Origin of the sequence: Citrobacter sp. Cpo100 (assembly GCF_030332595.1) — a bacterium.
Classification (GTDB): Bacteria; Pseudomonadota; Gammaproteobacteria; order Enterobacterales; family Enterobacteriaceae; genus Citrobacter; species Citrobacter portucalensis.
This window is the reverse complement of sequence record NZ_JAOWHM010000025.1, coordinates 1-22,259: the sequence shown is the minus strand read 5'-3', so window position 1 is coordinate 22,259 and position 22,259 is coordinate 1. Positions and strand designations below refer to the sequence as shown.

23 protein-coding genes and 1 pseudogene are annotated in these 22,259 nt (G+C 49.9%); 13 read left to right on the top strand and 11 right to left on the bottom strand.

Features of this window, described 5'->3' with window-relative positions; genetic code table 11:
- The first annotated feature begins 70 nt into the window (after window positions 1–70).
- The 7 genes from OGX96_RS03045 to nlpA all read left to right on the top strand — a co-directional run bounded on the left by OGX96_RS03045 (window position 71) and on the right by nlpA (window position 5,503).
- Window positions 71–496, top strand: a complete 426-nt coding sequence (locus OGX96_RS03045; protein ID WP_048215255.1) for a PTS sugar transporter subunit IIA — start codon at window positions 71–73, stop codon at window positions 494–496.
- Window positions 497–508: 12 nt separating this feature from the next.
- On the top strand, window positions 509–994 hold the full coding sequence (locus tag OGX96_RS03040) for a PTS sugar transporter subunit IIB (RefSeq protein WP_003023959.1): 486 nt from the start codon (window positions 509–511) through the stop codon (window positions 992–994).
- A 25-nt stretch (window positions 995–1,019) separates the two neighbouring features.
- Window positions 1,020–1,769, top strand: coding sequence for a PTS mannose/fructose/sorbose/N-acetylgalactosamine transporter subunit IIC (locus OGX96_RS03035; protein WP_003023960.1), 750 nt, complete (start codon window positions 1,020–1,022; stop codon window positions 1,767–1,769).
- Window positions 1,766–2,626, top strand: coding sequence for a PTS system mannose/fructose/sorbose family transporter subunit IID (locus OGX96_RS03030; protein WP_005121522.1), 861 nt, complete (start codon window positions 1,766–1,768; stop codon window positions 2,624–2,626). The genes OGX96_RS03035 and OGX96_RS03030 overlap by 4 nt, the downstream gene beginning before the upstream one ends.
- Before the next feature lie 3 nt (window positions 2,627–2,629).
- A complete protein-coding gene (gene dgaE, locus OGX96_RS03025) occupies window positions 2,630–3,739 on the top strand; it encodes a D-glucosaminate-6-phosphate ammonia lyase (protein WP_286582231.1) in 1,110 nt (369 codons plus the stop codon).
- On the top strand, window positions 3,726–4,469 hold the full coding sequence (dagF, locus tag OGX96_RS03020; RefSeq protein ID WP_286582229.1) for a 2-dehydro-3-deoxy-phosphogluconate aldolase: 744 nt from the start codon (window positions 3,726–3,728) through the stop codon (window positions 4,467–4,469). Before dgaE ends, dagF begins: the two co-directional genes overlap by 14 nt.
- Before the next feature lie 215 nt (window positions 4,470–4,684).
- Window positions 4,685–5,503, top strand: coding sequence for a lipoprotein NlpA (gene nlpA, locus OGX96_RS03015; RefSeq protein ID WP_008786507.1), 819 nt, complete (start codon window positions 4,685–4,687; stop codon window positions 5,501–5,503).
- Window positions 5,504–5,531: 28 nt separating this feature from the next.
- Here the strand turns inward: nlpA and OGX96_RS03010 are convergent, their stop codons facing one another.
- Both OGX96_RS03010 and OGX96_RS03005 read right to left on the bottom strand, forming a co-directional pair.
- Window positions 5,532–6,434, bottom strand: coding sequence for a carboxylate/amino acid/amine transporter (locus OGX96_RS03010; protein WP_003827166.1), 903 nt, complete (start codon window positions 6,432–6,434; stop codon window positions 5,532–5,534).
- Between the two features lie 25 nt (window positions 6,435–6,459).
- Complete coding sequence (locus tag OGX96_RS03005; RefSeq protein ID WP_008786506.1) at window positions 6,460–7,404, bottom strand: LysR substrate-binding domain-containing protein; 945 nt, start codon at window positions 7,402–7,404, stop codon at window positions 6,460–6,462.
- Between the two features lie 146 nt (window positions 7,405–7,550).
- Between OGX96_RS03005 and OGX96_RS03000 the strand changes: the two genes are divergently transcribed.
- On the top strand, window positions 7,551–8,327 hold the full coding sequence (locus OGX96_RS03000) for an SDR family NAD(P)-dependent oxidoreductase (RefSeq protein ID WP_048237032.1): 777 nt from the start codon (window positions 7,551–7,553) through the stop codon (window positions 8,325–8,327).
- Window positions 8,328–8,366: 39 nt separating this feature from the next.
- Here OGX96_RS03000 and OGX96_RS02995 read toward each other — a convergent pair whose 3' ends face one another.
- Together OGX96_RS02995 and OGX96_RS02990 are read right to left on the bottom strand one after the other, a co-directional pair.
- A complete protein-coding gene (locus OGX96_RS02995) occupies window positions 8,367–8,657 on the bottom strand; it encodes a putative quinol monooxygenase (RefSeq protein WP_286582266.1) in 291 nt (96 codons plus the stop codon).
- Window positions 8,658–8,673: 16 nt separating this feature from the next.
- Window positions 8,674–9,681: a zinc-binding alcohol dehydrogenase family protein gene (locus tag OGX96_RS02990; RefSeq protein WP_128316843.1), complete on the bottom strand. Its 1,008-nt coding sequence runs from the start codon at window positions 9,679–9,681 to the stop codon at window positions 8,674–8,676.
- Window positions 9,682–9,785: 104 nt separating this feature from the next.
- Here OGX96_RS02990 and OGX96_RS02985 point away from each other — a divergent pair, with 104 nt between their 5' ends.
- On the top strand, window positions 9,786–10,688 hold the full coding sequence (locus OGX96_RS02985; RefSeq protein ID WP_020996048.1) for a LysR family transcriptional regulator: 903 nt from the start codon (window positions 9,786–9,788) through the stop codon (window positions 10,686–10,688).
- A gap of 36 nt (window positions 10,689–10,724) precedes the next feature.
- On the opposite strand, the gene OGX96_RS02980 is transcribed toward OGX96_RS02985, so the two are convergent.
- The 3 genes from OGX96_RS02980 to OGX96_RS02970 form a co-directional block, all read right to left on the bottom strand.
- The gene (locus tag OGX96_RS02980) at window positions 10,725–12,221 is read right to left on the bottom strand and encodes a C69 family dipeptidase (protein ID WP_286582226.1); all 1,497 of its coding nucleotides are present in this window, start codon (window positions 12,219–12,221) and stop codon (window positions 10,725–10,727) included.
- Window positions 12,222–12,563: 342 nt separating this feature from the next.
- Complete coding sequence (locus tag OGX96_RS02975) at window positions 12,564–13,028, bottom strand: YqeJ family protein (RefSeq protein WP_003827183.1); 465 nt, start codon at window positions 13,026–13,028, stop codon at window positions 12,564–12,566.
- Window positions 13,025–13,798 (bottom strand): winged helix-turn-helix domain-containing protein, encoded by a 774-nt coding sequence (locus OGX96_RS02970; protein WP_286582224.1) that lies wholly within the window; start codon window positions 13,796–13,798, stop codon window positions 13,025–13,027. Before OGX96_RS02970 ends, OGX96_RS02975 begins: the two co-directional genes overlap by 4 nt.
- Window positions 13,799–14,375: 577 nt before the next feature.
- Between OGX96_RS02970 and OGX96_RS02965 the strand changes: the two genes are divergently transcribed.
- Window positions 14,376–14,993 (top strand): helix-turn-helix transcriptional regulator, encoded by a 618-nt coding sequence (locus OGX96_RS02965; protein WP_032945410.1) that lies wholly within the window; start codon window positions 14,376–14,378, stop codon window positions 14,991–14,993.
- Window positions 14,994–15,067: 74 nt separating this feature from the next.
- Entirely contained in the window at window positions 15,068–17,872 is a 2,805-nt protein-coding gene (gene misL, locus OGX96_RS02960; protein WP_286582222.1) for an intestinal colonization autotransporter adhesin MisL, read from the top strand.
- Window positions 17,873–17,986: 114 nt separating this feature from the next.
- On the opposite strand, the gene OGX96_RS02955 is transcribed toward misL, so the two are convergent.
- Window positions 17,987–18,361, bottom strand: a complete 375-nt coding sequence (locus OGX96_RS02955; RefSeq protein ID WP_057066445.1) for a Rap1a/Tai family immunity protein — start codon at window positions 18,359–18,361, stop codon at window positions 17,987–17,989.
- Between the two features lie 334 nt (window positions 18,362–18,695).
- Between OGX96_RS02955 and OGX96_RS02950 the strand changes: the two are divergent.
- Window positions 18,696–19,051, top strand: a pseudogene (locus OGX96_RS02950) (hypothetical protein).
- An 87-nt stretch (window positions 19,052–19,138) separates the two neighbouring features.
- On the opposite strand, the gene OGX96_RS02945 reads toward OGX96_RS02950, so the two are convergent.
- Window positions 19,139–19,429 (bottom strand): SymE family type I addiction module toxin, encoded by a 291-nt coding sequence (locus OGX96_RS02945; protein WP_198802988.1) that lies wholly within the window; start codon window positions 19,427–19,429, stop codon window positions 19,139–19,141.
- Between the two features lie 128 nt (window positions 19,430–19,557).
- Between OGX96_RS02945 and OGX96_RS02940 the strand changes: the two genes are divergently transcribed.
- On the top strand, window positions 19,558–19,725 hold the full coding sequence (locus OGX96_RS02940) for a YlcI/YnfO family protein (RefSeq protein WP_074170600.1): 168 nt from the start codon (window positions 19,558–19,560) through the stop codon (window positions 19,723–19,725).
- A gap of 43 nt (window positions 19,726–19,768) precedes the next feature.
- On the opposite strand, the gene OGX96_RS02935 is transcribed toward OGX96_RS02940, so the two are convergent.
- Entirely contained in the window at window positions 19,769–21,367 is a 1,599-nt protein-coding gene (locus OGX96_RS02935; protein ID WP_286582217.1) for a GmrSD restriction endonuclease domain-containing protein, read from the bottom strand.
- 436 nt (window positions 21,368–21,803) lie between these two features.
- A partial coding sequence (locus OGX96_RS02930) for a winged helix-turn-helix domain-containing protein (RefSeq protein WP_044317097.1) occupies window positions 21,804–22,259 on the bottom strand: 456 nt, incomplete at its 5' end.

The window sequence follows — 22,259 nt, the reverse complement described above, 5'->3', positions numbered from 1 at the left end:
CGTGACACAAATTCTGGCACAGCCTTTGCTCTGTTTACCTATGTCTATGTAATCGAGCCAGGAGGCCATTTTGACTACCACTGAATCCTTGCCCCAGATCCTGCTGCTGACCCATGGCGGCTGGGGGCAACAGCTTTGCAACAGCCTGCGCATGGTGATGGGCGAAATCAAAGGCGTGACGGAAATTGCGCTAATGCCCGTTGATACGCTCGGCGAATTTTATCAGCGCGTCGAAGCCGTAGTGAAAACTATGCCGGAAGGCTCACTGATTCTGACTGATTTTATTGGCGGCACCACGTCTAACGTGGCGGCACGGCTGAGCGCCGATTACCCGGTGGCAGTGATTTCAGGGCTCAACGCCTCTTTGTTACTGGAGGCGCTCGACAAACGCGAGCATGGCCAACTGACCACCTGCGTGGCCGATCTGGTCGAGGCCGGGCGTAGTAGCTGCCTGGACGTTGTTGCCCACGTACGTCAATTACAACAATCACAATAAGGAATAAACATCATGGCAAACATCGTTTTATGTCGTATCGATAGCCGTCTGATTCATGGGCAAGTGGTGACCAAATGGGTTGGGCAATCTCAGGCAAACCGGATTGCAGTGGTCAGCGATGAGCTGGATGCCGATCCGTTTATGAAAAACATCTACCTGATGGCCGCGCCGCCGAACATCAAAGTGGATTGTTTCGGTAACCAAAGTTTTGCGGCTGCCTGGAAAGAAAACCAGCTTGGTGATGGCAAAGTGCTGGTGCTTTTCCCCTCTCTGGCGGCGGTTCAGGAAGCGGTCCAGTTGGGTTTTGATGTCACCACCATTCAGGTCGGTGGGCTGGGAGGTGGGCCAAACCGCAAAGCGGTATTCCAGAACATTACGCTGGATGAAAAAGACGTCGGCATTCTGAGCGACCTGAAAAATCGTGGGATTCAGGTGTTCTTCCAGACTATCCCGGAAGATAAGCCGCAGTCGCTGGACGATATCCTGAAAAAATTCTAATTCTTTGATAACAGGGTACTTAATTATGGATACTTTAGTCTTCGCAAGCCTGATGGGGTTGTATTACTGGTTTGCCCGATTACGCCTTGGCTACACCTTCTCCGCCATGCTGCTACAGCCAGTGGTGATTGCCGTATTCGTTGGTCTGCTGTTAGGCAACATGGAAACGGCGATGATCATCGGTGCAGGTATGCAGCTGGTTTATCTCGGCGTGACCTCCACGCCAGGCGGCAACGTCCCGTCGGATCCGGCGCTGGCTGCCTGCATTTCAATTCCTATCGCCGTGAAGGCCGGAATGGACCCGAACCTGGCTATCGCACTGGCGATCCCGTTTGGCGTTATCGGCGTGTTCCTCGACCAGTTGCGCCGCACGCTAAACGCGGCGTGGGTACATATGGCCGACAAGCATGCGGAAACGGCAAACATGGCGGGCATTATGCGCTGTGCGTTCCTCTACCCGGCGTTGCTCGGACTGGTACTGCGTTTCCCGGTGGTCTTCGCCGCCAACTATTTTGGTCAGGACGTTGTGGAAAGCTTCCTTAAGCTGATGCCGCATTGGCTGACGCACTCCTTTGAAATTATGGGCGGCATTCTGCCAGCGCTGGGCTTCGCCATCACCATTATGGTGATCGGTAAAAAGAGCCTGCTGCCATGGTTTATCGGCGGTTTCTTTGCGGTGCTGTACCTGAAGGTAGACATCATGGCGATGGCAATCTTTGGTACCTGTGTGGCCTTCCTCATTAAAGGTCTGGCGAAAAATGAAGGAGCAGCATGATGAGCAGCGATGTAATGCAGCATGAACTGGTGGAGCGCGCGCGTGAAAGCGGCACGTTGACCAAAGCAGACATCACCAAAGCCTGGTTTATCTACTGGCTAGGCGCGGAAGTTTCCAGCTCCTATGAACGTTTGCAAAGCCTTATTTTCTGCGCCTCAATGACGCCGATCATCAAAAAACTCTACCCGCAAAAAGAGGAGCAGGTTGAAGCGCTGAAACGCCATTTGAACTTCTTTAACTCGGAGCAGACGTTCGGGGCGGTGATTCAGGGGATCTCCATTGCGATGGAGGAACAGAAAACCCGCGGCGAGCCGATCAGCGACGCCTCAATTACCGGGATTAAAACCGGGTTGATGGGACCACTGGCCGGGATGGGGGACTCCATCATCTGGGCCGCCGTGATGCCGCTGTTAATTGCTATATTCATCCCGTTTGCGGCGAATGGCAGCGCGATGGGCGGAATTGTACCGTTAATTCTCTATCCTGCTATTACGCTGGCAATCAGCTATGGCATGGTTCACAAAGGCTATACGCTGGGGCGTGACTCGATAATTGGGCTGCTGCAGGGAGGGCGAATAAAGGAACTTATCTACGGCGCTAACGTGCTGGGTTTGATCATGATGGGCGCGCTTTCTGCAAGCTACGTCAAGATCACCACGCCGTTAAAACTTAGCGCCCTGAAAGGCTCTGAAGTGGTGGTCCAGCAAATCCTCGACTCTATTGCCCCCGGCCTGTTGCCGCTGGCGGCGGTGTTCGCCATCTATTTCTATCTGGTGAAGAAAGGGCCGCGTTACACCACGATTTTACTGTCGATTGTCGCGCTCAGCGTGGTCTGTTCGCTGCTGGGAGTGCTGTAAGCCATGACACAGAATATCTACCAACAATTGGGGCTAAAACAGGTCATTAACGCCTGCGGCAAGATGACGATTCTGGGGGTTTCCAGCGTAGCGCCGGAAGTAATGCAGGCCACCGCGCGGGCTGCTTCAGCCTTTGTTGAAATTGATCGGCTGGTGGACAGAACTGGAGAACTGGTTTCCCGCTACACCGGGGCTGAAGACAGCTATGTCACCTCCTGTGCATCGGCGGGCATTGCTATCGCTGTTGCCGCCGCCATTACCCGTGGTGACCAGGCGCGAGTCTCGCTGATGCCGGACAGCGCAGGTATGGCCAATGAAGTGGTCATGCTGCGCGGGCATAACGTTGACTACGGTGCGCCTATCACCAGCGCCATCCGTTTGGGCGGCGGGAGGGTGGTGGAGGTTGGCTCAAGTAATCTGGCGGCCCGCTGGCAGCTTGAGAGCGCGATTACCGATAACACCGCCGCGCTGCTGTACGTGAAATCGCACCACTGCGTGCAGAAGGGGATGTTGAGCATTGCGGATTTTGTGCAGATCGCGCAGGTTCACAACCTGCCGCTGATTGTCGATGCTGCCGCCGAGGAGGATTTACACGCATGGGTGGCGAGCGGGGCGGATATGGTGGTCTACAGCGGGGCAAAAGCTTTTAACGCGCCGACCTCCGGATTTATCACCGGGAAGAAACAGTGGATTGCCGCGTGTAAAGCGCAGCACCACGGGATTGCCCGGGCGATGAAAATCGGCAAAGAGAATATGGTTGGGTTGGTGTATGCCCTGGAAAACTACCATCAGGGACAAACCGTAGTCACTGCCGAAGAGCTCCGCCCCGTGGCGCAGGCGATTTCAGAGATTCGCGGACTGGATGCGGATATCGAGCAGGATGAGGCCGGACGCGCTATCTGGCGGATTCGTATTGGGGTGAATGTGCAGGTGCTGGGAATGGATGCTTACGCTGTAGAAGCGCACCTGCGTGAGGGCGATATCGCGATCTACGCTCGCCGTTACAACCTTCATCAGGGCGTCTTTAGCCTTGACCCGCGTACGGTCGCAGAAGGGGAAATGGCGCTGATCGTGGCCCGATTAAAGGAGATTGCAGAACATGCAGCACATTAATTTTTATCGTAATAAAGTGGCTATTAACGTGCTGGCGAAGGATATCGCCAATGCGCGGGAAATCTATGATGCTGCCGAAGGCCACGCGGTGATTGGCATTCTTTCGGCGCAGTTTTCCTCGGTTGAGGAAGGTATTCTGGAAGTAAAACGTTGGATGAACGACGTGCCGTCGATTTCTGTGGGGTTGGGGGCCGGTGACCCGGCGCAGTATTACAAAGCGGCGATGATTGCCTCACAGGTACATCCAGCACACGTCAACCAGACCTTTACCGGTTGCGGGTTTGCGGCAGGCGCCTTGGCGGCAACGGGCGGTGAACAGACCCATATCAACGCGTTAGTCAGTCCCACTGGCACGCCGGGGGACGTGTTGATCTCGACCGGCGTCAGCAGCAGCCAGGGCACGCCAGCCCGCGTTTCCTGCGAGGCAGCGGTCCGTATGATGTTGGATTCAGGAGCCCATGCGGCGAAGTTCTTCCCAATGGGCGGTGAACAGTCGCTGCCTGAGCTATATGCACTGGCGACGACAGCGGCGAGAAACGGCATGACGCTGATTGAACCGACCGGCGGTATCGATCTCGATAACTTCGGCGTTATCCTGCAATCCTGTCTGGAGGCGGGAGTACCGCGCGTCATGCCGCATGTTTACAGCTCGATTATCGACCCACAGACCGGTAATACCCGGCCTGCAGACGTCGTCAGGTTGATGGAGATAGTTAAAACCCTGGTGTGATGTTGCTATCGCCGGATGGCACTTCGCTTATCCGGCCTACAGATAACCTCATGTCACCAGCCCGGTCAGCGTAAGCGCTACCGGACATTTTTGTCCATATGTCTGCTTTATGCTTTTTTCTTCTTGCTGATGCTTTTTCGTTTTTTAAACCGCAGCGGCCTTCCCGCTATAGTCATTTCATTACTCATCAGGCGGTTATTGCGAAAGGATAAAACGTGAAGCTGAAGATACCTTATTTCGGGGCCGGGGCGGCGGTATTACTGGCGGGATTATTGCTGGCAGGATGCGATCAACAGAGCAGCGATGCAAAGCATATAAAAGTGGGTGTAATTAACGGTGCTGAGCAGGATGTAGCGGAGGTCGCGAAGAAAGTCGCTAAAGAAAAATATGGTCTGGAGGTGGAACTGGTGGGTTTTAGCGGTTCTCTGTTGCCCAACGATGCCACCAATCATGGTGAGCTGGATGCCAACGTCTTCCAGCATCGCCCGTTCCTTGAACAAGATAATAAAGCACACGACTATAAGCTGGTTGCGGTGGGCAATACCTTTGTGTTCCCGATGGCTGGTTATTCGAAGAAAATCAAAACTGTCGCTGAACTAAAAGACGGTGCAACGATTGCGATACCTAACGATCCAACCAACCTGGGCCGGGCACTGTTGCTGCTGCAAAAAGAGAAGTTAATTACGCTGAAAGCGGATACCGGCCTGCTGCCAACAGCGTTGGATATCACTGATAATCCGCGGCATCTGAAAATTATGGAACTGGAAGGTGCGCAGTTGCCGCGTGTGCTGGACGATCAGAAAGTGGATGTGGCGATTATCAGTACCACCTACATCCAGCAAACCGGGCTTTCCCCGGTACATGACAGCGTATTTATTGAAGACAAAAACTCACCGTACGTGAACATTCTGGTGGCGCGAGAAGACAATAAAGATGCCGAGAATGTGAAAGAATTCCTGCAATCTTATCAGTCACCGGAAGTGGCGAAGGCGGCAGAAACTATCTTTAACGGTGGCGCGGTTCCGGGCTGGTAATCATGACCTTTTGCCGCGCCGGTTGGTGTTAAACCGCTCTGGCGCGGCGACGTGAGTCCATTGAGATAAGTATTACCGAAGAGAGGATCAAAAGCGTGCCCAGCCAGTCTGGCAGGGTGAAGGTAATACCTAACAGCAGCAGGGACAGCAATGCGCTGCTCAACGGTTCCGCGCAGCTTAAAATGCTCGCTTTCGGTCCGCCAATCATCTGCGCGCCTTTCAGGTACAGGCTAAACGTCAGCGACGTGCCGATGACCACCAGATAGAAAAACGCCAGAATCAAACTGCCATTCACCACGAAATTAGTGCCCTGTCCGGCATAAAACGGCAGCAGGATCATGCCGCCGATTAACATACTCCAGCCGACAACTGGCAGCGTGCCGTAGCGCGCGATAAGCGTTGAGGGGTAGGTGGTGTAGAACGCGGCGGCAAACGCCGAGGCAATTCCCCAGAACAGCGCGGCAGGTGAGATAGACAGCGACGTCGGGTTACCGTGGGTGACCAGCAAGAAGGTGCCGATAAGCGATGTGAAGATCGCAGTCAGCACTAAAATCCCCGGTCGTGCTTTGCGCACCACGGAAAACCACGCCACGATTATGGTCGGTGACAAAAATTGCAGCACCGTCGCGGTAGCGGCGTTGGATTTTTCAATAGTCAGCAGAAAAGTTAGCTGTACGGTGAGCGCCCCAACCACGGAAAAAATCAGCAGGCTGATGGCGTCTTTGCGGTTTTTGATAATGGAGAACACTTTGTCGCCGTGAACGAAAGAGAGCATCAGCAGAATGAGCCCGGCGAAAATCAGGCGCGTCATGGTCAGAAACTGCGACGACATCTGGCTTTGCTCCATGATGTATTGCGCGCAAACGCCTGAACTTCCCCACAATACGGCGGCAATCAGGACGTTCATCATCCCTCTTCTGGTGGAACTCATCTTTCCCTCGGCATGTTGTTTTGTTTTATTTGTGTGCAGGCATCATAGCAGAGATGGTTGCGATTTCTGCCAGCACATCCGCAATCAGCCAGTCATTAAAGACTTTTACCTCCGGGCGCATTACCGCGTGCTGTGGCGTAACAATGTAGTAAGACCACGCCAGAGGCCAGCGGGTGTTGGGATGAAGCTGAACCAGTTGTCCGTCTGTCAGTAGCTGCTGCACCAATGCTCTACGCACAATGGCGACACCTTGACCGCTGAGCGCCGCCAGAATCACTGCAGAGGTAGAGTTGATGTGCAATCCACTGTCGCGAACGGCAGGTGCCTGGGTGGCGGTCAGGACATCATTCCAGCCCGGGAAATTGGCGCCGGGGTGGGGAGTGTCATCATGGATAAGCTTCTGTGCGGCCAACCATTCTCCACAGGATATTTTATCTACTGGCACAATACGTGGGCTACAAACCAGAACCGCTTCTTCATCCATCAGCCAGGTTTTATTTACCCCAGGCCAGTCGCCTTTACCGCAACGTACGCCCAGATCCGCTTCGCCATGAGCAACATCCATCAGCTTTTCCGTCACGTTCAAGCGTAATTCTATGTTTTCATGCGCTTGTGAGAAACGATTGAGGCGGCTCATCAGCCAGTTCATCACCAGTACCTGAGAGGCTGTGATAATCACCACCGAGCGCGCTCGCCGGCCGCGTAACTTGTTCAGCCCAGATTCCAGGCTATCCAGTCCTTGGGTTATCTCGCGCAACGCGTCCTGTGCTTCGCTGACCAGCGTGAGACGCTCTTTGCCTGAACGGGTTCGATGCAGCAGCGGGTGGCCAACCCAGTCTTCCAGCGCACGAACCAGTTGCCCAACGGCAGCCGGAGTGACCCCCAGTTCCTGCGCCGCACCAGTAAAACTGCCGTGGCGGGCTGTGGCCTCAAAAGCGTGTAACCATTTAAGCCGATTAAGCGAGCGCATCAGGTCATTTCCCGTTTTGTGAATATCTTCAGTATATGCCATCGAGATAGATTTTCTTTCTCGGTTCGCTATTTCTTCTCATTCGTCAGCGCCTCAGGGGAGTGGCATTGTTAGCGCATTAACGAATACTTGAAACGAGGCTAGCGATGAACACATTATTTGTCGGCAAAAAACTGTTAGTGGTGGGCGGTACCAGTGGTATCGGATTTGAAACCGCAAAACTGATCCTCCAGGGTGGTGGTCGAGTGGTGCTGGTTGGCAATCGTGCCGAGAAAGCGGAACGGGCCCGTCAGGCGTTGGCGGAGCTGGGTGACGTCTCTGTCATTGTGGCGGATCTGATGTCAGAAGCGGGCGTTAAGCAGGTGATGGCAACGGTGAATGCTGAGCACAAAGACATCAACCTGTTAGTAAATGCAGCTGGGGTTTTCTTCCCAAAACCTTTCACTGATCATGAAGTTGAGGATTATGAACTGTACATGAGCCTCAACCGCGCGACGTTTTTTATCACCCGCGATGTCGTGCGTAATATGGTGGCGGCTAACATCCAGGGTGCCATTGTGAATATTGGTTCGATGTGGGCGCAACAGGCAATTGGCGCAACACCTTCTTCAGCGTACTCAATGGCAAAAGCGGGCCTGCATGCATTAACTAAAAATCTGGCCATCGAGCTGGGGGCGAATGGGATCCGCGTCAATGCCGTTTCGCCAGCAGTCGTGCATACACCTATCTACGAAGGATTTATCCCGAAAGAAGACGTACAAGGTGTGATGAGTAGCTTTGACAGCTTCCATCCGATTGGTCGGGTTGGTACGCCGCGTGATGTGGCTGAATCCGTCGCCTTCCTGTTGTCAGACAAAGCGCAATGGGTAACTGGCGCTATCTGGGATGTGGATGGCGGTGTTATGGCCGGACGTAATGGCTGATGTAAATCCCCCGCATAGCTGCGGGGGAGCGTCGAGACATTAAGGCTCAATCGGCGTCAGATAATCCAGCCGTAGCGGTTCGGCTAGCAGATCGTTCATTTGTAGAATGAACGCCTGGAAATGTGGCAGAGCGATGTGCTCATCCAGACCGGCCTGACCGCGCCAGGATTCGCGCACGTAGAACACATCCGGCGTGTCGCGTAACTGGAACAGGGCATATTCAATATTGCCCGTCTCCCGACGCGTGGGTAGCAGCAGAGCTTGTAGCGCCTGTTTCAGTGCGTCGATTTTCCCCGGTTTGGCTTTCAGTACCGCAATAATTGAAATCACGTCAGAATCAGACATGTTAAAACCCCTCCAGCACAATCTTGCCGACCGAGCGACCGGTTTCAATTTGCGTGTGGGCTTTTTGCAGATTTGCCGCGGTAATCGCGCCAAAATGTTCGCCCAGCGTGGTACGGAGGGTGCTGTCGTCGATCAGCTGCGCCACGCGGGTCAGTAACTGATGCTGCGCAATGATGTCGTGGGTGGTAAACATCGAACGGGTAAACATAAACTCCCAGTGCAGCGAAATGCTTTTGGCCTTCAGCGGGCGCGCATCGAGAGTTTGCGGATCGTCAATCAGCGCCAGTTTGCCCTGCGGCGCCAGTGCGGCAATAATTTGCGAATAGTGCTGCTCGGTATTGTTCAGGCTGGCAACGTGCGTCACCTCTTTAATGCCTATCCGTGCCAGCTCTTCCGTCAACGGCTTGCTGTGGTCAATCACATGATGAGCGCCCGCTTCACGTACCCATTTCTGGCTCTGCGGACGCGATGCGGTACCGATGACGGTCATTTTGGTCAGCTTACTGGCCAGTTGTGTCAGAATAGAACCGACGCCGCCAGCCGCGCCAACAATCAATAACACATCATCTTCATTGCCATTTTCCTCAACGCCCAGACGGTCGAACAGCATTTCCCAGGCGGTGATAGCGGTCAGTGGCAGCGCCGCAGCAGAAGCATTATCCAGTGTTTTTGGCTTCAGCGCGGTAATACGTTCATCAACCAGCTGAAATTCACTGTTACTGCCAGCGCGGCCGAGCGCTCCGGCGTACCAGACTTCATCGCCGGGTGCGAACAGGGTGACGGCTTCGCCCACGGACTTCACCACGCCAACGGCATCCCAGCCCAGCACACGCGGCACATCAGCGTTAAAACCTTCGCGGACCTTGGTATCAACGGGGTTGACGGAAATGGCTTTCACTTCAACCAGCAGATCGTGCCCGGTAGCAACAGGCATGGGCAGGTCAATCTCTTGTAAAAATTCAATGTTATTGCCGTCGGTCGCGGCGCTGGTAATGGCGATGGCTTTCATATTCTCTCCGGTCACAGGAATCAGTTGAATAATTCGATGGTAAACCGGTAACAGAACGGGAAAAATAGCCCTATGGCGACAGGACTTATACTCGGGGAGTGAAAATGTTCCGGCTTGAAGATCTCACGTTGTTTGTCCGCGCCGCGGCGCTGAATAGTTTTAGCGATGCCGCGCGCGAAGTCGGCGTTCAGCCTGCTCAGGTCAGTTCTGCTATCAAGCGTCTGGAGTCTACGTTGGCTATCCGCTTGTTCGCCCGCTCTACGCGCAGCCTGCGCCTGACGCCGGAGGGCGAGGTCTGGCTACCCTATGCTCGCCAGATGCTGGACGTAATGCATGCCGGGCTGCAAAAAATTCAGACCCCGGAAGATGAAGTGTCAGGCACGCTGCAAATCGCCGTGCCTTCCGATCTCGGTCGTAACCTGCTGCTGCCGGTCTTTCAGTCGTTTCGACGCCGCTATCCCGCGCTGCGCCTGCGGATATTTTTCTCCGACCAGGTAACGGATGTCTTTAAAGACCCCGTCGATGTTGCGTTTCGCTATGGCAACACCGAAGACGCGTCTTACATTGCGCTGCCCGTTGCAGCGGGTAACCGACGCGTGCTGGTGGCATCACCGGAATGGGTTGAGCAAAACGGCGCGCCGCAAAAACTGGATGATTTAACACAGCTCAACGCCATGACTTTCGTATTACGCGGCCGCCTGCACGATCGCTGGACGTTTACGCGCAACGGCGAGGTCAGCAGTGTGCAGGTTAACGGCACCATTATGAGTGACGATGCGGAAGTGATCCGGCGCCTGGCGATTGCCGGAGAAGGTGTGGCGTACAAGTCGTGGCTGGATGTCAGCGAGGATGTGCGTGACGGTCGATTACAACTGCTGATGCCGGATTATCAGGGAGAGAAAGTCCCGCTGAATATGATTTGCCCGCATCGGAAGCAGCTTTCAACCGCGGTACGCCTTCTGCACGAGGCGGTGAAGGCGCGGTGTGAAATGCTGGCGCAAAGCTAATAAGCGCTTTACGCCAGAATACTATCGCGTCGTTACTCAGTCTTTTTTCGTTGCATTCGCAAAGAAAATATCAGACTGAATGTCTTTAGTTCGGATGGTAAAGAGCTGATTAGTCAGATCTTCCGTCAGCTTCTCGGCGTCGGCCATGATGCGCAGGTTGAAGTCATTCAGCATCTTATCCGCGGCGGGTTTATCGGTTTTCGCCATCTTCAGATACTCTGCTTCGACCTCTTTTTGCTCCTTCGCCACTTTGTCTTCCCACGCTTTGTAGGCTTTTTTGACGATTGGCGCGAGCTTCGGATAATCGGTCATCGTCAGCGTTTGTAATTTACGATATTTCCAGTAGATAGACTGATCGTCCGCTTTATCGGTACCCATCGAGTAGTTAGCCGGATACGCTTTCAGACCGCTGTAGTACGGAACGAAGGCGGTGAGGTCAGCCATGCCCAGGCCAATGTAGGTCGTTTCACCAATCTCTTTTGGCAACCACGGACGGACCTGCATAACGTGCGCTTCATAGGTACGGAAAACGCTGACCGGACGCCATGGCTCTTTGCCGTTCAGACCGTTGGTGTACGGGTCATGGCTGGTCCCTTCATAGTGACTACGCAACACGGCTTTCACATCGTCCAGCGTCATTTTCTTCTCTGGCGTCATGAAGACCGGGAATTCGCGCCCTTTGGCCATATCCTGATTTACGGAAGGATTGAACTCTTTCTGGATGGTCCATACGCGAGGGTCGTTATACGTGCGGTCACGCTCGTCATCACGGGTATAGGCTTTGGAGAAGTTGAATTTACCGTCTTTCGCCGGATCGTACAGCCCTTTTTCAGTCGCAAATTGAATCAGGTTTTTTGACGCCATCATGTCCGGACTTTTAGGATCGTAATCCTGTAAGCGGCCCTGATTACCGGTGGCAAAATACTGGTTATTCGGCAGACGCTGCGCCATCCACTGGTGGCCGCTACCGGTTTCCAGGTACCAGATCTCGTTATCGTCGACGACGGCAACGCCAAAACCTTCGCCTGCGCCGACGGTCTCAACGATATGGCCCAACAGCGCCACAGCTTCACGTGCGGTTTTACTTTGTGACAGCAGAATATCCGGGATATCGTCTTCGGTGATCCCTTTATCCTCAACGTACGGGTCGGCGGCCAGTGCTTTCGGTGAGGCAAAAATGGATTCTGTACCGCTCACGCCGACACCCAGCTCGTTAAATCCGGTCGCGCCGTGCAGTTGGGTTTTCCAGTTTGGGACAGTGGTATAACGCAGAGAGTTTTTCGGCAGTGGCCAGGTAAAATCATTCGCACCATTATGTGCTTTGGTGCTGTATACCCCGGTCTGATTTTGCTTTGCCGGATGAATGACAAAATGCTGTGCTTTCAGGGCATCGCTGTCTGCGCTACGGGCGACCAGCATGGAGCCGTCCGCTGATGCTTCGTTGCCGACCAGCAGGGTCGTACAAGCAAAACCTGATGAAACAACGGCCAAATTTATAGAAAGTGCAATCAGGCACTTTTTAAAAGTAAACATTACGTATCCCTCATATGTACGCCAAAAATACACAGGAAACACACCGTTTCCTGAAATGCGATAACGCCTGAACGCTCAGACATTGCTCGCGAGAGAGATAAACGCCCCTGCCCACGTCTTCTCCAAATATCCATCCGTAGGTTGAAGTCTTCTGGGCAAAATATAACGCCCATTTCGCTTAATTATTACGCAACGGATATTATGATATTCAGGATGTTTCCTGATTCGCGATGAAGAATAGCAATGGGTTATGTGTGGATTCAGTGACCCATGTCGCGTAAGTCAATGATGACAAATGTGAATTTCATTGAGGGGCCGTACTTTTTGTTTCCGGATATGACGCTACCTTTTGCGGCAATACAGCGAGGGCACATTGGAGCTGGCAAAAATCCATGCACCTTTATACTCCTCCATGACCAGGCTCAGGCTTCGTCCGCTTTGGCGGTAAAATCCAGGTAATGTGTCGTTAATATCCGCTTCATCAGCGGTGTCAGCGAAGGTTTTGACGACCTGCATCGCCTGTAGCACTCGGGCATCGCGCTTTTGGGTGTAGTTAAAATAGATGTTCCTGCTAATGTCTGAGGTATTACGCCCGTACAGTTTGCCGGTAATAGTGGCCAGGCCTTCACTGTTGTACATCCGAAACGATAACGTACCCGTAAAGCGGTTGCTGCCAATATTCCATTCCATGTTACCGATGCAATTCAGCGGTTTGTCGGCATAGCGTGAATGCCATAACCATCCGCCTGAACCGAGCACAGTAACCAGCCCGGCCACGAGCACTATAAGGTGGCGTGTTTTTTTCATTGCCCGCGCATCCAGTAATAATGAGTAGTACAAAATGCGTTAGCATCCACCCGTGCATCTTTATCACAGACAAATGCCACGATCCTTTCCGCTTTGCTGTAACCGGTAAGAAACACGTGCTTGTTGTTTTCACAGAGATAGGGATGTAACTGCATCAGATTGAAATAGCCTTGCTGGTCGTGTTCATTTGGTGAGTAATAGATTTTGCAATTTTGCCGCGATGGCGTCTGCATGGAAGCCTGGACAAATTTACTAAACGGCATAACAGGGCGCGTTTGATACCACACCAGCCAGATGATCAACGTGGCAATCACGACACTGGCGCTAAATAAAACCTCAAACCAGGGTATCTGCGTCGTTTGTTGTGGTGTCGAAGGAATTATCTTTGCGGGGGGGATTTCTTCAATAACCGGCGGCGGGGAAACTTCTCTCAGTTGAAGCGTTATTGTCTCTACTTGCGTATTCTCATTTAATCTGAGCCCTCGTCGGGAAATAGTTTTCACCGTATCACGAGGCAACCCCACGTCCGCCAGCGCGTTTCGTAGCGTCAGAATAGCCTGGTAAAATGTGTTGGTGGTGGTCACATTATTTCTTTCACCCCAACCAATTGTCATCAACGTGTTCTGGGAAACAATGTCACTTGCGTGAGTAATTAAATAGAGAAAACAGAGCGAGGCAGGGAGCTGGAGCTGAATTGCTCGCCCGGTCTGACGATTGACCAGACTTTTGCTATCAGGATTAAATTCGACCAACTGATTGATAAGGTACAATTGCCCAGCCCTCAGTAACCAAAACGAATCACAGCGTGTGCTAACGCATCCTTTAAATTTTACATCCAAATCGAAAATGCGCCTCACTCTTTGTTCATGAACGAAGATAAGAATTTCACTAATTCGTTAAAATCTCTTTAAATACAATGCGTTAGTAATCTTATTTCTTAGGTGAGAATTAACTAAGGTTAAATAATGAGAATTCATTACAGTTTTATCTGAATTATCTTTATATTTGTCCACAACATGACAAGGGTGATTGAGTTATCAGAATTACGTAATTAGTAAGTAACTTTTACGCAGGTTATTTTTTAGCAAATAGTGCTTTTTTACTGTTTATCCTGGAATCTGAATTTATGCATAAAATTCCTAATGCATAGGTTGTTATTCTGAGATAAAGCGTAAATAAGCTTAGCGCAATCGTATTACTCACAGACCATACATATTAGTGCATCAGGAGTTTATTACATTTTATTCGCGCCACTGTTATTAACTGACAAGGAACGTACTACGTGTTGGATTGACACATTTATTTACCAATGAAATATTTATGGAAAAATAACAGGAGTCATTTTTGATGAAGAGATCACCGTCACAGACTGTTCGTTGCATAAGCTGTGAATTATCCTGTCAATTATTTCCGGATACTGCGGTTCGCGCCAGTTACTGCCACCGTGCCGCATTTGCGATCTGGCCTGAGGGGAATGGTTTTCTGCAAAAAGGAATTATTGAAAAGCTTCTGCTTAATAATCAAAACCATTTGTCGCGTGGGTTTATTTTTGTGGACTTTTCTTTCCCGAATCTGCGCCTGTTTGCCGACCCGCAATGGGTTGACCGGCTTGCCTACAGCGGTATGCATATTGTGTTGATAGCAGACAGGAACCTGGCGCCGTTAGCCAACTACTGGCTGTCCAAAAGCAATAAAATACAAGGGATTATATATTCTGATGATGATGACGAAGTTCAACATCAGAAAATTAGGCGACTCTTTACGGGTCATCTCGCTAACAGCAAACGTGGACGCTCACTTAACTATACTGAAATGATATTACTGAAGCGTTTTGTGTCAGGGAAAAGTATTCAGCAAATTACCAAAATAGATAATATCGATATTAAGAAAATATATGTCTACAAGCTCAGGCTTGAAGATAAGTTAGGCCATAGTATTCATCAAATATTGTCGAATATTTTATAACGTTTTTTTGAATTTTATTATTTCACATCCTTGCGATGTGGTGGACGCTCTACGCCTGAAAGCAGGAGGCTAATATGCCAAATCCCAAATCTTATTCTCGTATTGCCATAGCGGTTTCAGCCGCATTAACCTCTATGGTATTTTCAGCTCAAGCGGCATGGGTTGACGTTGATAGTCTACCCTCCACCGGACTGGTTAGCAGTCTGCCCCCGGAATTGCAGGCAATAATTCCAGCGCAGGCAAATGCCAGTTTCGCTAAAACCAGCGCCATGCCGAATTATGTTTATCAATGGAGTGCGGGCACGATTCCCGTTTATGGCAATGGATTAACGATTAATGGACCTGGCGCTGAAGCTTTTGAGCACTCTGTTACCGTTATTCAGAACAGTACAACGGGTAGTCCGGGCGTTATTTTTGGGGATGACCTGACGATTCGCACGCAGTCGAAGAATGCCGCCAATAATGGTAAAGATGTTGACGGTATCCGCACGCACGGGGCCAATACGCCGGATAACCCGGTCTTTATCATCACCGGAGATCGCACCAGTATTTATGTGGACGGTCAGGATGGTGACGGTATTAACGCCGGTTACAACTCCTATAGCCAAGGTTGGAAGGGCTCGGCCAGCATTTACGTCGGTGACGATCTGTATATTCAGACCACCGGTTCCCAGGGACGTGGTATCACAGCAAACGCGATGAAAGACGCCACGCAGGCCAAAAATACAATTGTCGTTGGCGACCGGGCACACATTGTGACGACAGGTGACAGTTCAGAGGGTCTTCGCACCGGGCAGAACGGTTCCTCGATACTGCTTGGCAATGACGCCACCATTGAGACTTCGGGTGCTTCTTCAACGGGGATTTATGCCGCCTCATCGTCCAAAACGGAACTGTGCAACAACGCGACGATTACGGTCAACGGCGTCAGCGCTCATGCGGTTTATTCCACCAACGCGACCGTGAATCTCGGTGAAAACGCAACGATCAACGTGAACAGTTCGGCGAAAGCGGCGTCATACAGCAAAGCGCCACGCGGCCTGTATGCGACTTCACGCGGGGCGATAAATCTGGCAGGCGGTGCCGCCATTACCATGGCGGGCGATCACAGCAACGAAAGTTATGCCATCAGCACCGAAACGGGCGGCATCGTAGACGGTTCTACTGGCGGGCGTTTTCTTATCGACGGCGATCTTCATGCCGCTGGCGCGACTGCTGCAACCAGCAGCCTGCCGCAGCAAAACAGTACCATTAAGCTCAACATGACCGACAACTCGTTGTGGAGCGGGGCGTCATACATCACCAGCGCCACTGCCGGGACGGGCGTTATCTCGCTGCAAATGAGCGACGCGACCTGGAACATGACTAACAGTTCAACGCTCACCGACCTGACGCTGAACGGCGGGTCAGTGGTGAACTTTGGGCATGCTGACGGCGAACCGTGGCAGACGCTTACCATCAATGAAGATTTTACCGGGAACGGCGGCAAACTGGTTTTCAATACTGTCCTGAATGACGATACCTCCGAAACCGACAAGCTGAAAGTGCTCGGCAACACCGCGGGTAATGCGTTTGTGGCGGTGAATAACATTGGCGGAACCGGGGCGCAGACCATTGAAGGTATTGAGATCATCGAAGTGGCCGGTAATTCTGACGGTACTTTTGAGAAAGCGGGCCGTATTGTTGCCGGTGCGTACGACTATAACGTGGTGCAGAAAGGCAGTAACTGGTATCTGACCAGCTTTATTCCTGCTCCGCCGGATCCGGAAGACCCGGACCCCGTCGATCCGCATGACCCGGACCCTGTTGATCCGGACCCGGTTGACCCTATTGATCCAGACCCGGTCGATCCTGTAGACCCGATTATCCCTGAGCCGGAAGAACCTGTTGCGCCTCCTGTCACTGAGCAGCAATACCGTCCGGAAGCAGGCAGTTATCTGGCGAACAACTATGCGGCTAACACGCTGTTTATGACCCGACTGCACGATCGTCTGGGTGAAACGCAGTACGTCGATATGCTGACAGGCGAGAAGAAAGTTACCAGCCTGTGGATGCGTAACGTTGGGGCGCATACCCGCTTCAAAGACGGTAGCGGGCAGTTGAAAACCCAAAGCAACAGCTATGTAATGCAGCTAGGCGGCGACCTGGCGCAGTGGAGTAGCGACGGTCTTGACCGCTGGCACCTTGGCGCGATGGCAGGTTATGCCAACAGCCAGAACCGCACGCAGTCCAGCCTGACCGGCTACCATTCACGTGGTCAGGTCACCGGTTACAGCGTGGGGCTGTATGGCACATGGTATGCCAATGACGCCGACAAGACCGGCACCTACGTGGATACCTGGGCGCTGTACAACTGGTTTGATAACAAAGTGATGGGCCAGGAGCAGGCAGCAGAGAAATACAAATCCAGCGGGATAACCGCTTCGTTTGAAGCCGGTTACAGCTTCAAACTGGGTGAAAGCGAACGCAACAGCTACTGGCTGCAACCGAAAGCGCAGGTGGTATGGATGGACGTGCAGGCCGACAGTCACCGCGAAGCGAACGGTACCCGCGTGAAGGACAACACCGATGGCAACCTGATGACCCGTCTGGGTGTGAAAGCCTTTATTAATGGTCACAACGCCATCGACGACGGTAAATCTCGCGAGTTCCAGCCGTTTGTTGAAGCCAACTGGATCCACAACACGCAGACGACCAGCGTGAAGATGGACGATGTGAGCAACGACATGCGCGGCACCAAAAACATCGGCGAGCTGAAAGTCGGCGTTGAAGGTCAAATCACTCCGCGACTCAACGTGTGGAGCAACGTGGCCCAACAAGTCGGCGACAAAGGCTACAGCGATACCCGCGGTATGTTGGGCGTGAAATATAATTTCTAATGTAAGTGAGTAATGGAAAAGCCGCTGATTCACCGATCGGCGGCTTTCTTTTTTCTGGGAATCGTAGGCCGGATAAGCGTTAGCGCCATCCGGCAACACAAGCAAAGTGCAGCGCTAGCTATTACTATTTTTGCTACAAGCAAGTTCTTTGCCTAAAGCGATCATGGCCAACTCAGAAGGACTGTATTTTGTTCGTTCTTTTGGATGGGTCTGGAGGTAATTACCAACAATATCAGCTTCCTGCCCAATGGTTATGCTCTCATTACAGATGATTTTTTCTTTTGACAGTGTCCCCGCTACACCGGCAACAAAAGACATATACATCACTGCTGTCTGTTCATCCCGAACGTTCAAATAATCAAAACCTTTCTCATACAACTGATAGCCGTGATATAGCGAGTTGCCGTCGATATTCAATGTCGATTTTGCCAGCACAGGTGTTGAAAAACAGAGCAATAACAAGACAGGAATGGCAATTTTACTGATCATATGAGCACCAGCCGCCCTTATGGTGTGAGCCAGTACCGCCGTGCGGGTGTTCTCCTTTCGGGCATGCGAAAACAGTGGATGATGCGGTGATAGTGACGAGAGCGATAATCATCGCCATAAATACGTTTTTCATTAGTCGTCCATTGTTGCAATTATTTATAAATAAAAATACACATATCATTTAAGCTGAGATGGTATTGTGCCTGTCAATTTAATTGACATTATAATGCGTGTTTCACTGTGATGTCATTTATACCTTGTGGCATAGGCTATCAGGAGAGTGTTTTGAATATGACGTTCAGTGTATGGTATGAGACAATTAAAATGAGTGTATATGAATAGTCTAACAACAGGAAAACATGCACGTGTACACGCGCTACGCCTGGGATATGAGGAATTTCCAGATGAGAATGCTTATGGCGGTGCATATTATATTAAAGATGGTCTGAAATGGATATTTACTATTGTAGGGCTAAAGAAACATTTAGGTATCTATAATGATGATGATTTACGCAATGAGAAATATGATGTAGATACCTATTATCGTCTAGAGTCAGAGTCAGAGTCAGAGTCAGAGCCAGAAGATAATGAAATGCAATCGCTATACGATGATTTGAAGATAAGTGACGGTGAGCCTGTTTATCTGGAAGGGGGGGGATGTACCTTTATCCCGATGGCTCTATTCGGTGATTCATTTGATAGCGTAGGCCGGATAAGCGTTAGCGCCATCCGGCACCAACTGAACCTGTAAGTAACGCTTACAGGTTCAGTCTTGCTTCACTGGAGAGTCGCAAGCGTGCTCTCAATTCTTTTTAACTTCTGATGTGCCTCTTTCAACTCATCCTGCAACCGTTGTTCCTGCTCGCCATAGACCATCAGGACGATACAACCGTTCATTACTTTTACGGTAATCTGTTGGCCGGTATCAAATCCCGCTTCGCGTAGCCACTTGCCGGAAAGAATAATTTTTGGCGTGGATTTGTCGAAAACATTCGGGCGATATCCCACAATTAGCGAACGCTCAGTTCCGGATTGGTCGGTGTCTGGGGTAGAATGCGAATCAGCCATAATCAACTCCTTGATAGTTGGTGAGGTTAGACGCCCTTTGGTGTGACAGCACTGTTGGGCGTTGCTTAATTTTAGACTCCATGTGGTAGGTACCACATGTGTGTAAACTAACCTAAGTGGTACCTACCATGCAAGAAAAAAAGAAACCAAATTTTGACCGCACTAACAGCACCATGAAGAACATCCGTTTTGAGGATGAGCTGTTGGAACAGATCGAGAAGGCTGCAGGTAAAGGGAATTTTAGTAAGTGGGTTAAAGAAGCTTGTCGGATAAGATTGAAATCAATCAAGCATTAAATGAAGCCACAAAAATATTTCTCTTGTGGCTTTATCCGTATTATTAATTTGTAAATGTTCCGTCTATTAAACTGTTAGCGGTTTCTTTCAATAGCTGAACCCTTGCTTTAAGAAAATCAGAATAATTCATTTCTAAACCATTCGTAGGGATAAGGGAATGCTGAAAGATGCTGTCTTTCAGAAGTTTTTGAATTTGGTTTTGATAATCAATTGGAGATTTATCTTTAATTGAACGGTTATCTTTCTGAGAAAGAAAAGCGAAATTAGCAAGACAGAACCTCTTGATTCTTTCATCAATCCCACATTTTGTTTTAAGATAATTGTCGGGGAATATATGATGAAACTCAGTTTTATTGCATGAGGTAAGCACATCATCAAGATCTACATCAGCACCCGATAAAAAGGATTTAGGTCTCTTTTTTGCTAATAACAATATGAATGTTTTTGTATTAACAGAGGTAACTGAGAAAGCATTCTCGAGGAAAAATTCATCAGTAACTTCAAATTTCTTACGTTCTATTTTTTCATATTTATCTTTGCGTAATTCAACCATTGCAGAAATATCTTGCGAAACAGCAGAATCCACGCTATTTGAATATTTTCGAGAAAAACAAGTATGCCAGAACCATTTTTTTAATAAGTGCCGTTGAGTTGCGTTTGGATGAAATCCAGCAGCATTGTTAGTCATAAAAAAACGTGTTAATGGGATGAGCATCGATTTATATGGCAGTACTTTTAAGGATACTACTCCACAGTCTCGTCTTAAGAAGTCAATCGCACCTAAGAGACCATTTTGGAAAGAAAGAAAATTATTCCTAACCTCATCACCTTTTAACTCAACAATAGCGTGGGATGAACTATCTTCTTTCATCGCCGCGGCACAGCATTTAATTAATAAATCTTCCTCATCTCCTGGATCACCATACTCAACATCATCAAGTTTATTTGAAAGTTCTTCAAATTTGGCTCTAAGATCGAATTCACTACTCCAAGTCCAAGCAGAAAGAAGTTGATATGTATTTAGTGGAATACCATTGCGATTTATTCTTTCAAATATTATAGCAATCTTTGAATGTTCTTCTGTTTCTACTGTTTCGACAGGTATACTTGCTTCTTTAAATTTGGTTTGAAGTTCATCTAATTTTTTTATATGCTCTTCATTCGTAAGTTTTCTTGAATATTTCCCATATTCCACTACGTCAAAAATTATATTTAGGGGGATATAGTTTTCTGGAACGCATTCGTCATCTGTTGCAATAAATTGTGAATCTTGAGCATTTTCTGGAGCATCAAGATCAAAATATATAGGCACCCAGTTTTTACTTTTGTTCTTCAGTAATTCTGTTTGAAATGTTGAGAATATCGATGTAATCCTTTGTTGTCCGTCAAGAACATAATCAATTGGATATTGTTTCTTAGGTTCTGGAAGTGTAAAAGGACCAAGATCACGGTCAAAAGATAGTTTTTCCCTGCTTCGCCAGAATAATACTGTACCTATCGGATATCCTTTATATATGCTATCCATGAGAAATTGGACTCGATCAGGTTCCCATACAAAATCTCTTTGGAATGCAGGGATTCTGATTTCACCTTCGCTTACTTTTTGAATTATTTGTCTAATAGTTAACTGTGAGAAAGCCATAAATTATAGTCCTATCAAATTTATTGACATAATAACGTAAATATATAAACGAAAACTTCTTTATATTCAATAGTATATAAGATGAGATTATATAGGACAAAATATGTTAGTAAACAAACAAGATAAGAATTTTGGCGGAAGATCACAGGAGTCAAAAAACACGCGTAACATCATGTTTTTATTGCTTTAAAAATATATAACACATCAATAATATACACATCGCTATACACATGAGCGGATGTGCTCATTTTTCGCACAACCTCAAACTACGAAAAAAACTTTTTTTACGGAAAACTGTTCACACTGTTCACTCGCCATTATTTGTCTTTAATTTCAATATCATATGCAGTGAACAGTCCGTGAACAGTGAACACTTTACTGTTCACTTTCCGGGATTTCAGGTAAAAAAAGACCGGCTGATGCCGGTCCGGGTAGGTTATGTCGCGGTGGTTTCATCGCACCGGGGCAGCCAGTCGGCGTTGCTTTCCTCCCTGAGCGCAAGATTCGTCTGCATCCCCTGATTTGTTCGCCGCCTGGCGTAATTCAGCCCGTACTCTTTCAGCATCGATGACAGCCCTTTGCCGAACATGGTCAGGCTGAGGGTGTTTTTGTAGCCGTGCGCCTCCATGTAGACCAGATAGGCGTGATACAGGTACAGACGCGGCTGTCGCGGGATGATATTCGCATTCCCCATGTACATACCGTCAGGCTCGGGCAGTGCCTCCAGATAGCCACAAAAATCAAATGTCGGGTCGGCGTCGCGTTTGATGCTGAGTGCCTCGTCGGAGTTCTGCTGCGACTGGAGCAGTGTACGCGCGGTCATCGGGTCGCTGAACGTCTGCATGAGCTGGCGCACGATGACGGCCAGCTCCCGGGCGATTTTATCTTTCAG

Coding starts and splice junctions, on each gene's coding strand:
- OGX96_RS03040 (WP_003023959.1), top strand. CDS start 509: ATGGCAAACATCGTTTTATGTCGTATCGATAGCCGTCTGATTCATGGG.
- OGX96_RS03035 (WP_003023960.1), top strand. CDS start 1,020: ATGGATACTTTAGTCTTCGCAAGCCTGATGGGGTTGTATTACTGGTTT.
- OGX96_RS03030 (WP_005121522.1), top strand. CDS start 1,766: ATGATGAGCAGCGATGTAATGCAGCATGAACTGGTGGAGCGCGCGCGT.
- dgaE (WP_286582231.1), top strand. CDS start 2,630: ATGACACAGAATATCTACCAACAATTGGGGCTAAAACAGGTCATTAAC.
- dagF (WP_286582229.1), top strand. CDS start 3,726: ATGCAGCACATTAATTTTTATCGTAATAAAGTGGCTATTAACGTGCTG.
- OGX96_RS03010 (WP_003827166.1), bottom strand. CDS start 6,434: ATGAGTTCCACCAGAAGAGGGATGATGAACGTCCTGATTGCCGCCGTA.
- OGX96_RS03005 (WP_008786506.1), bottom strand. CDS start 7,404: ATGCGCTCGCTTAATCGGCTTAAATGGTTACACGCTTTTGAGGCCACA.
- OGX96_RS03000 (WP_048237032.1), top strand. CDS start 7,551: ATGAACACATTATTTGTCGGCAAAAAACTGTTAGTGGTGGGCGGTACC.
- OGX96_RS02990 (WP_128316843.1), bottom strand. CDS start 9,681: ATGAAAGCCATCGCCATTACCAGCGCCGCGACCGACGGCAATAACATT.
- OGX96_RS02985 (WP_020996048.1), top strand. CDS start 9,786: ATGTTCCGGCTTGAAGATCTCACGTTGTTTGTCCGCGCCGCGGCGCTG.
- OGX96_RS02980 (WP_286582226.1), bottom strand. CDS start 12,221: ATGTTTACTTTTAAAAAGTGCCTGATTGCACTTTCTATAAATTTGGCC.
- OGX96_RS02975 (WP_003827183.1), bottom strand. CDS start 13,028: ATGAAAAAAACACGCCACCTTATAGTGCTCGTGGCCGGGCTGGTTACT.
- OGX96_RS02965 (WP_032945410.1), top strand. CDS start 14,376: ATGAAGAGATCACCGTCACAGACTGTTCGTTGCATAAGCTGTGAATTA.
- misL (WP_286582222.1), top strand. CDS start 15,068: ATGCCAAATCCCAAATCTTATTCTCGTATTGCCATAGCGGTTTCAGCC.
- OGX96_RS02955 (WP_057066445.1), bottom strand. CDS start 18,361: ATGATCAGTAAAATTGCCATTCCTGTCTTGTTATTGCTCTGTTTTTCA.
- OGX96_RS02945 (WP_198802988.1), bottom strand. CDS start 19,429: ATGGCTGATTCGCATTCTACCCCAGACACCGACCAATCCGGAACTGAG.
- OGX96_RS02940 (WP_074170600.1), top strand. CDS start 19,558: ATGCAAGAAAAAAAGAAACCAAATTTTGACCGCACTAACAGCACCATG.
- OGX96_RS02935 (WP_286582217.1), bottom strand. CDS start 21,367: ATGGCTTTCTCACAGTTAACTATTAGACAAATAATTCAAAAAGTAAGC.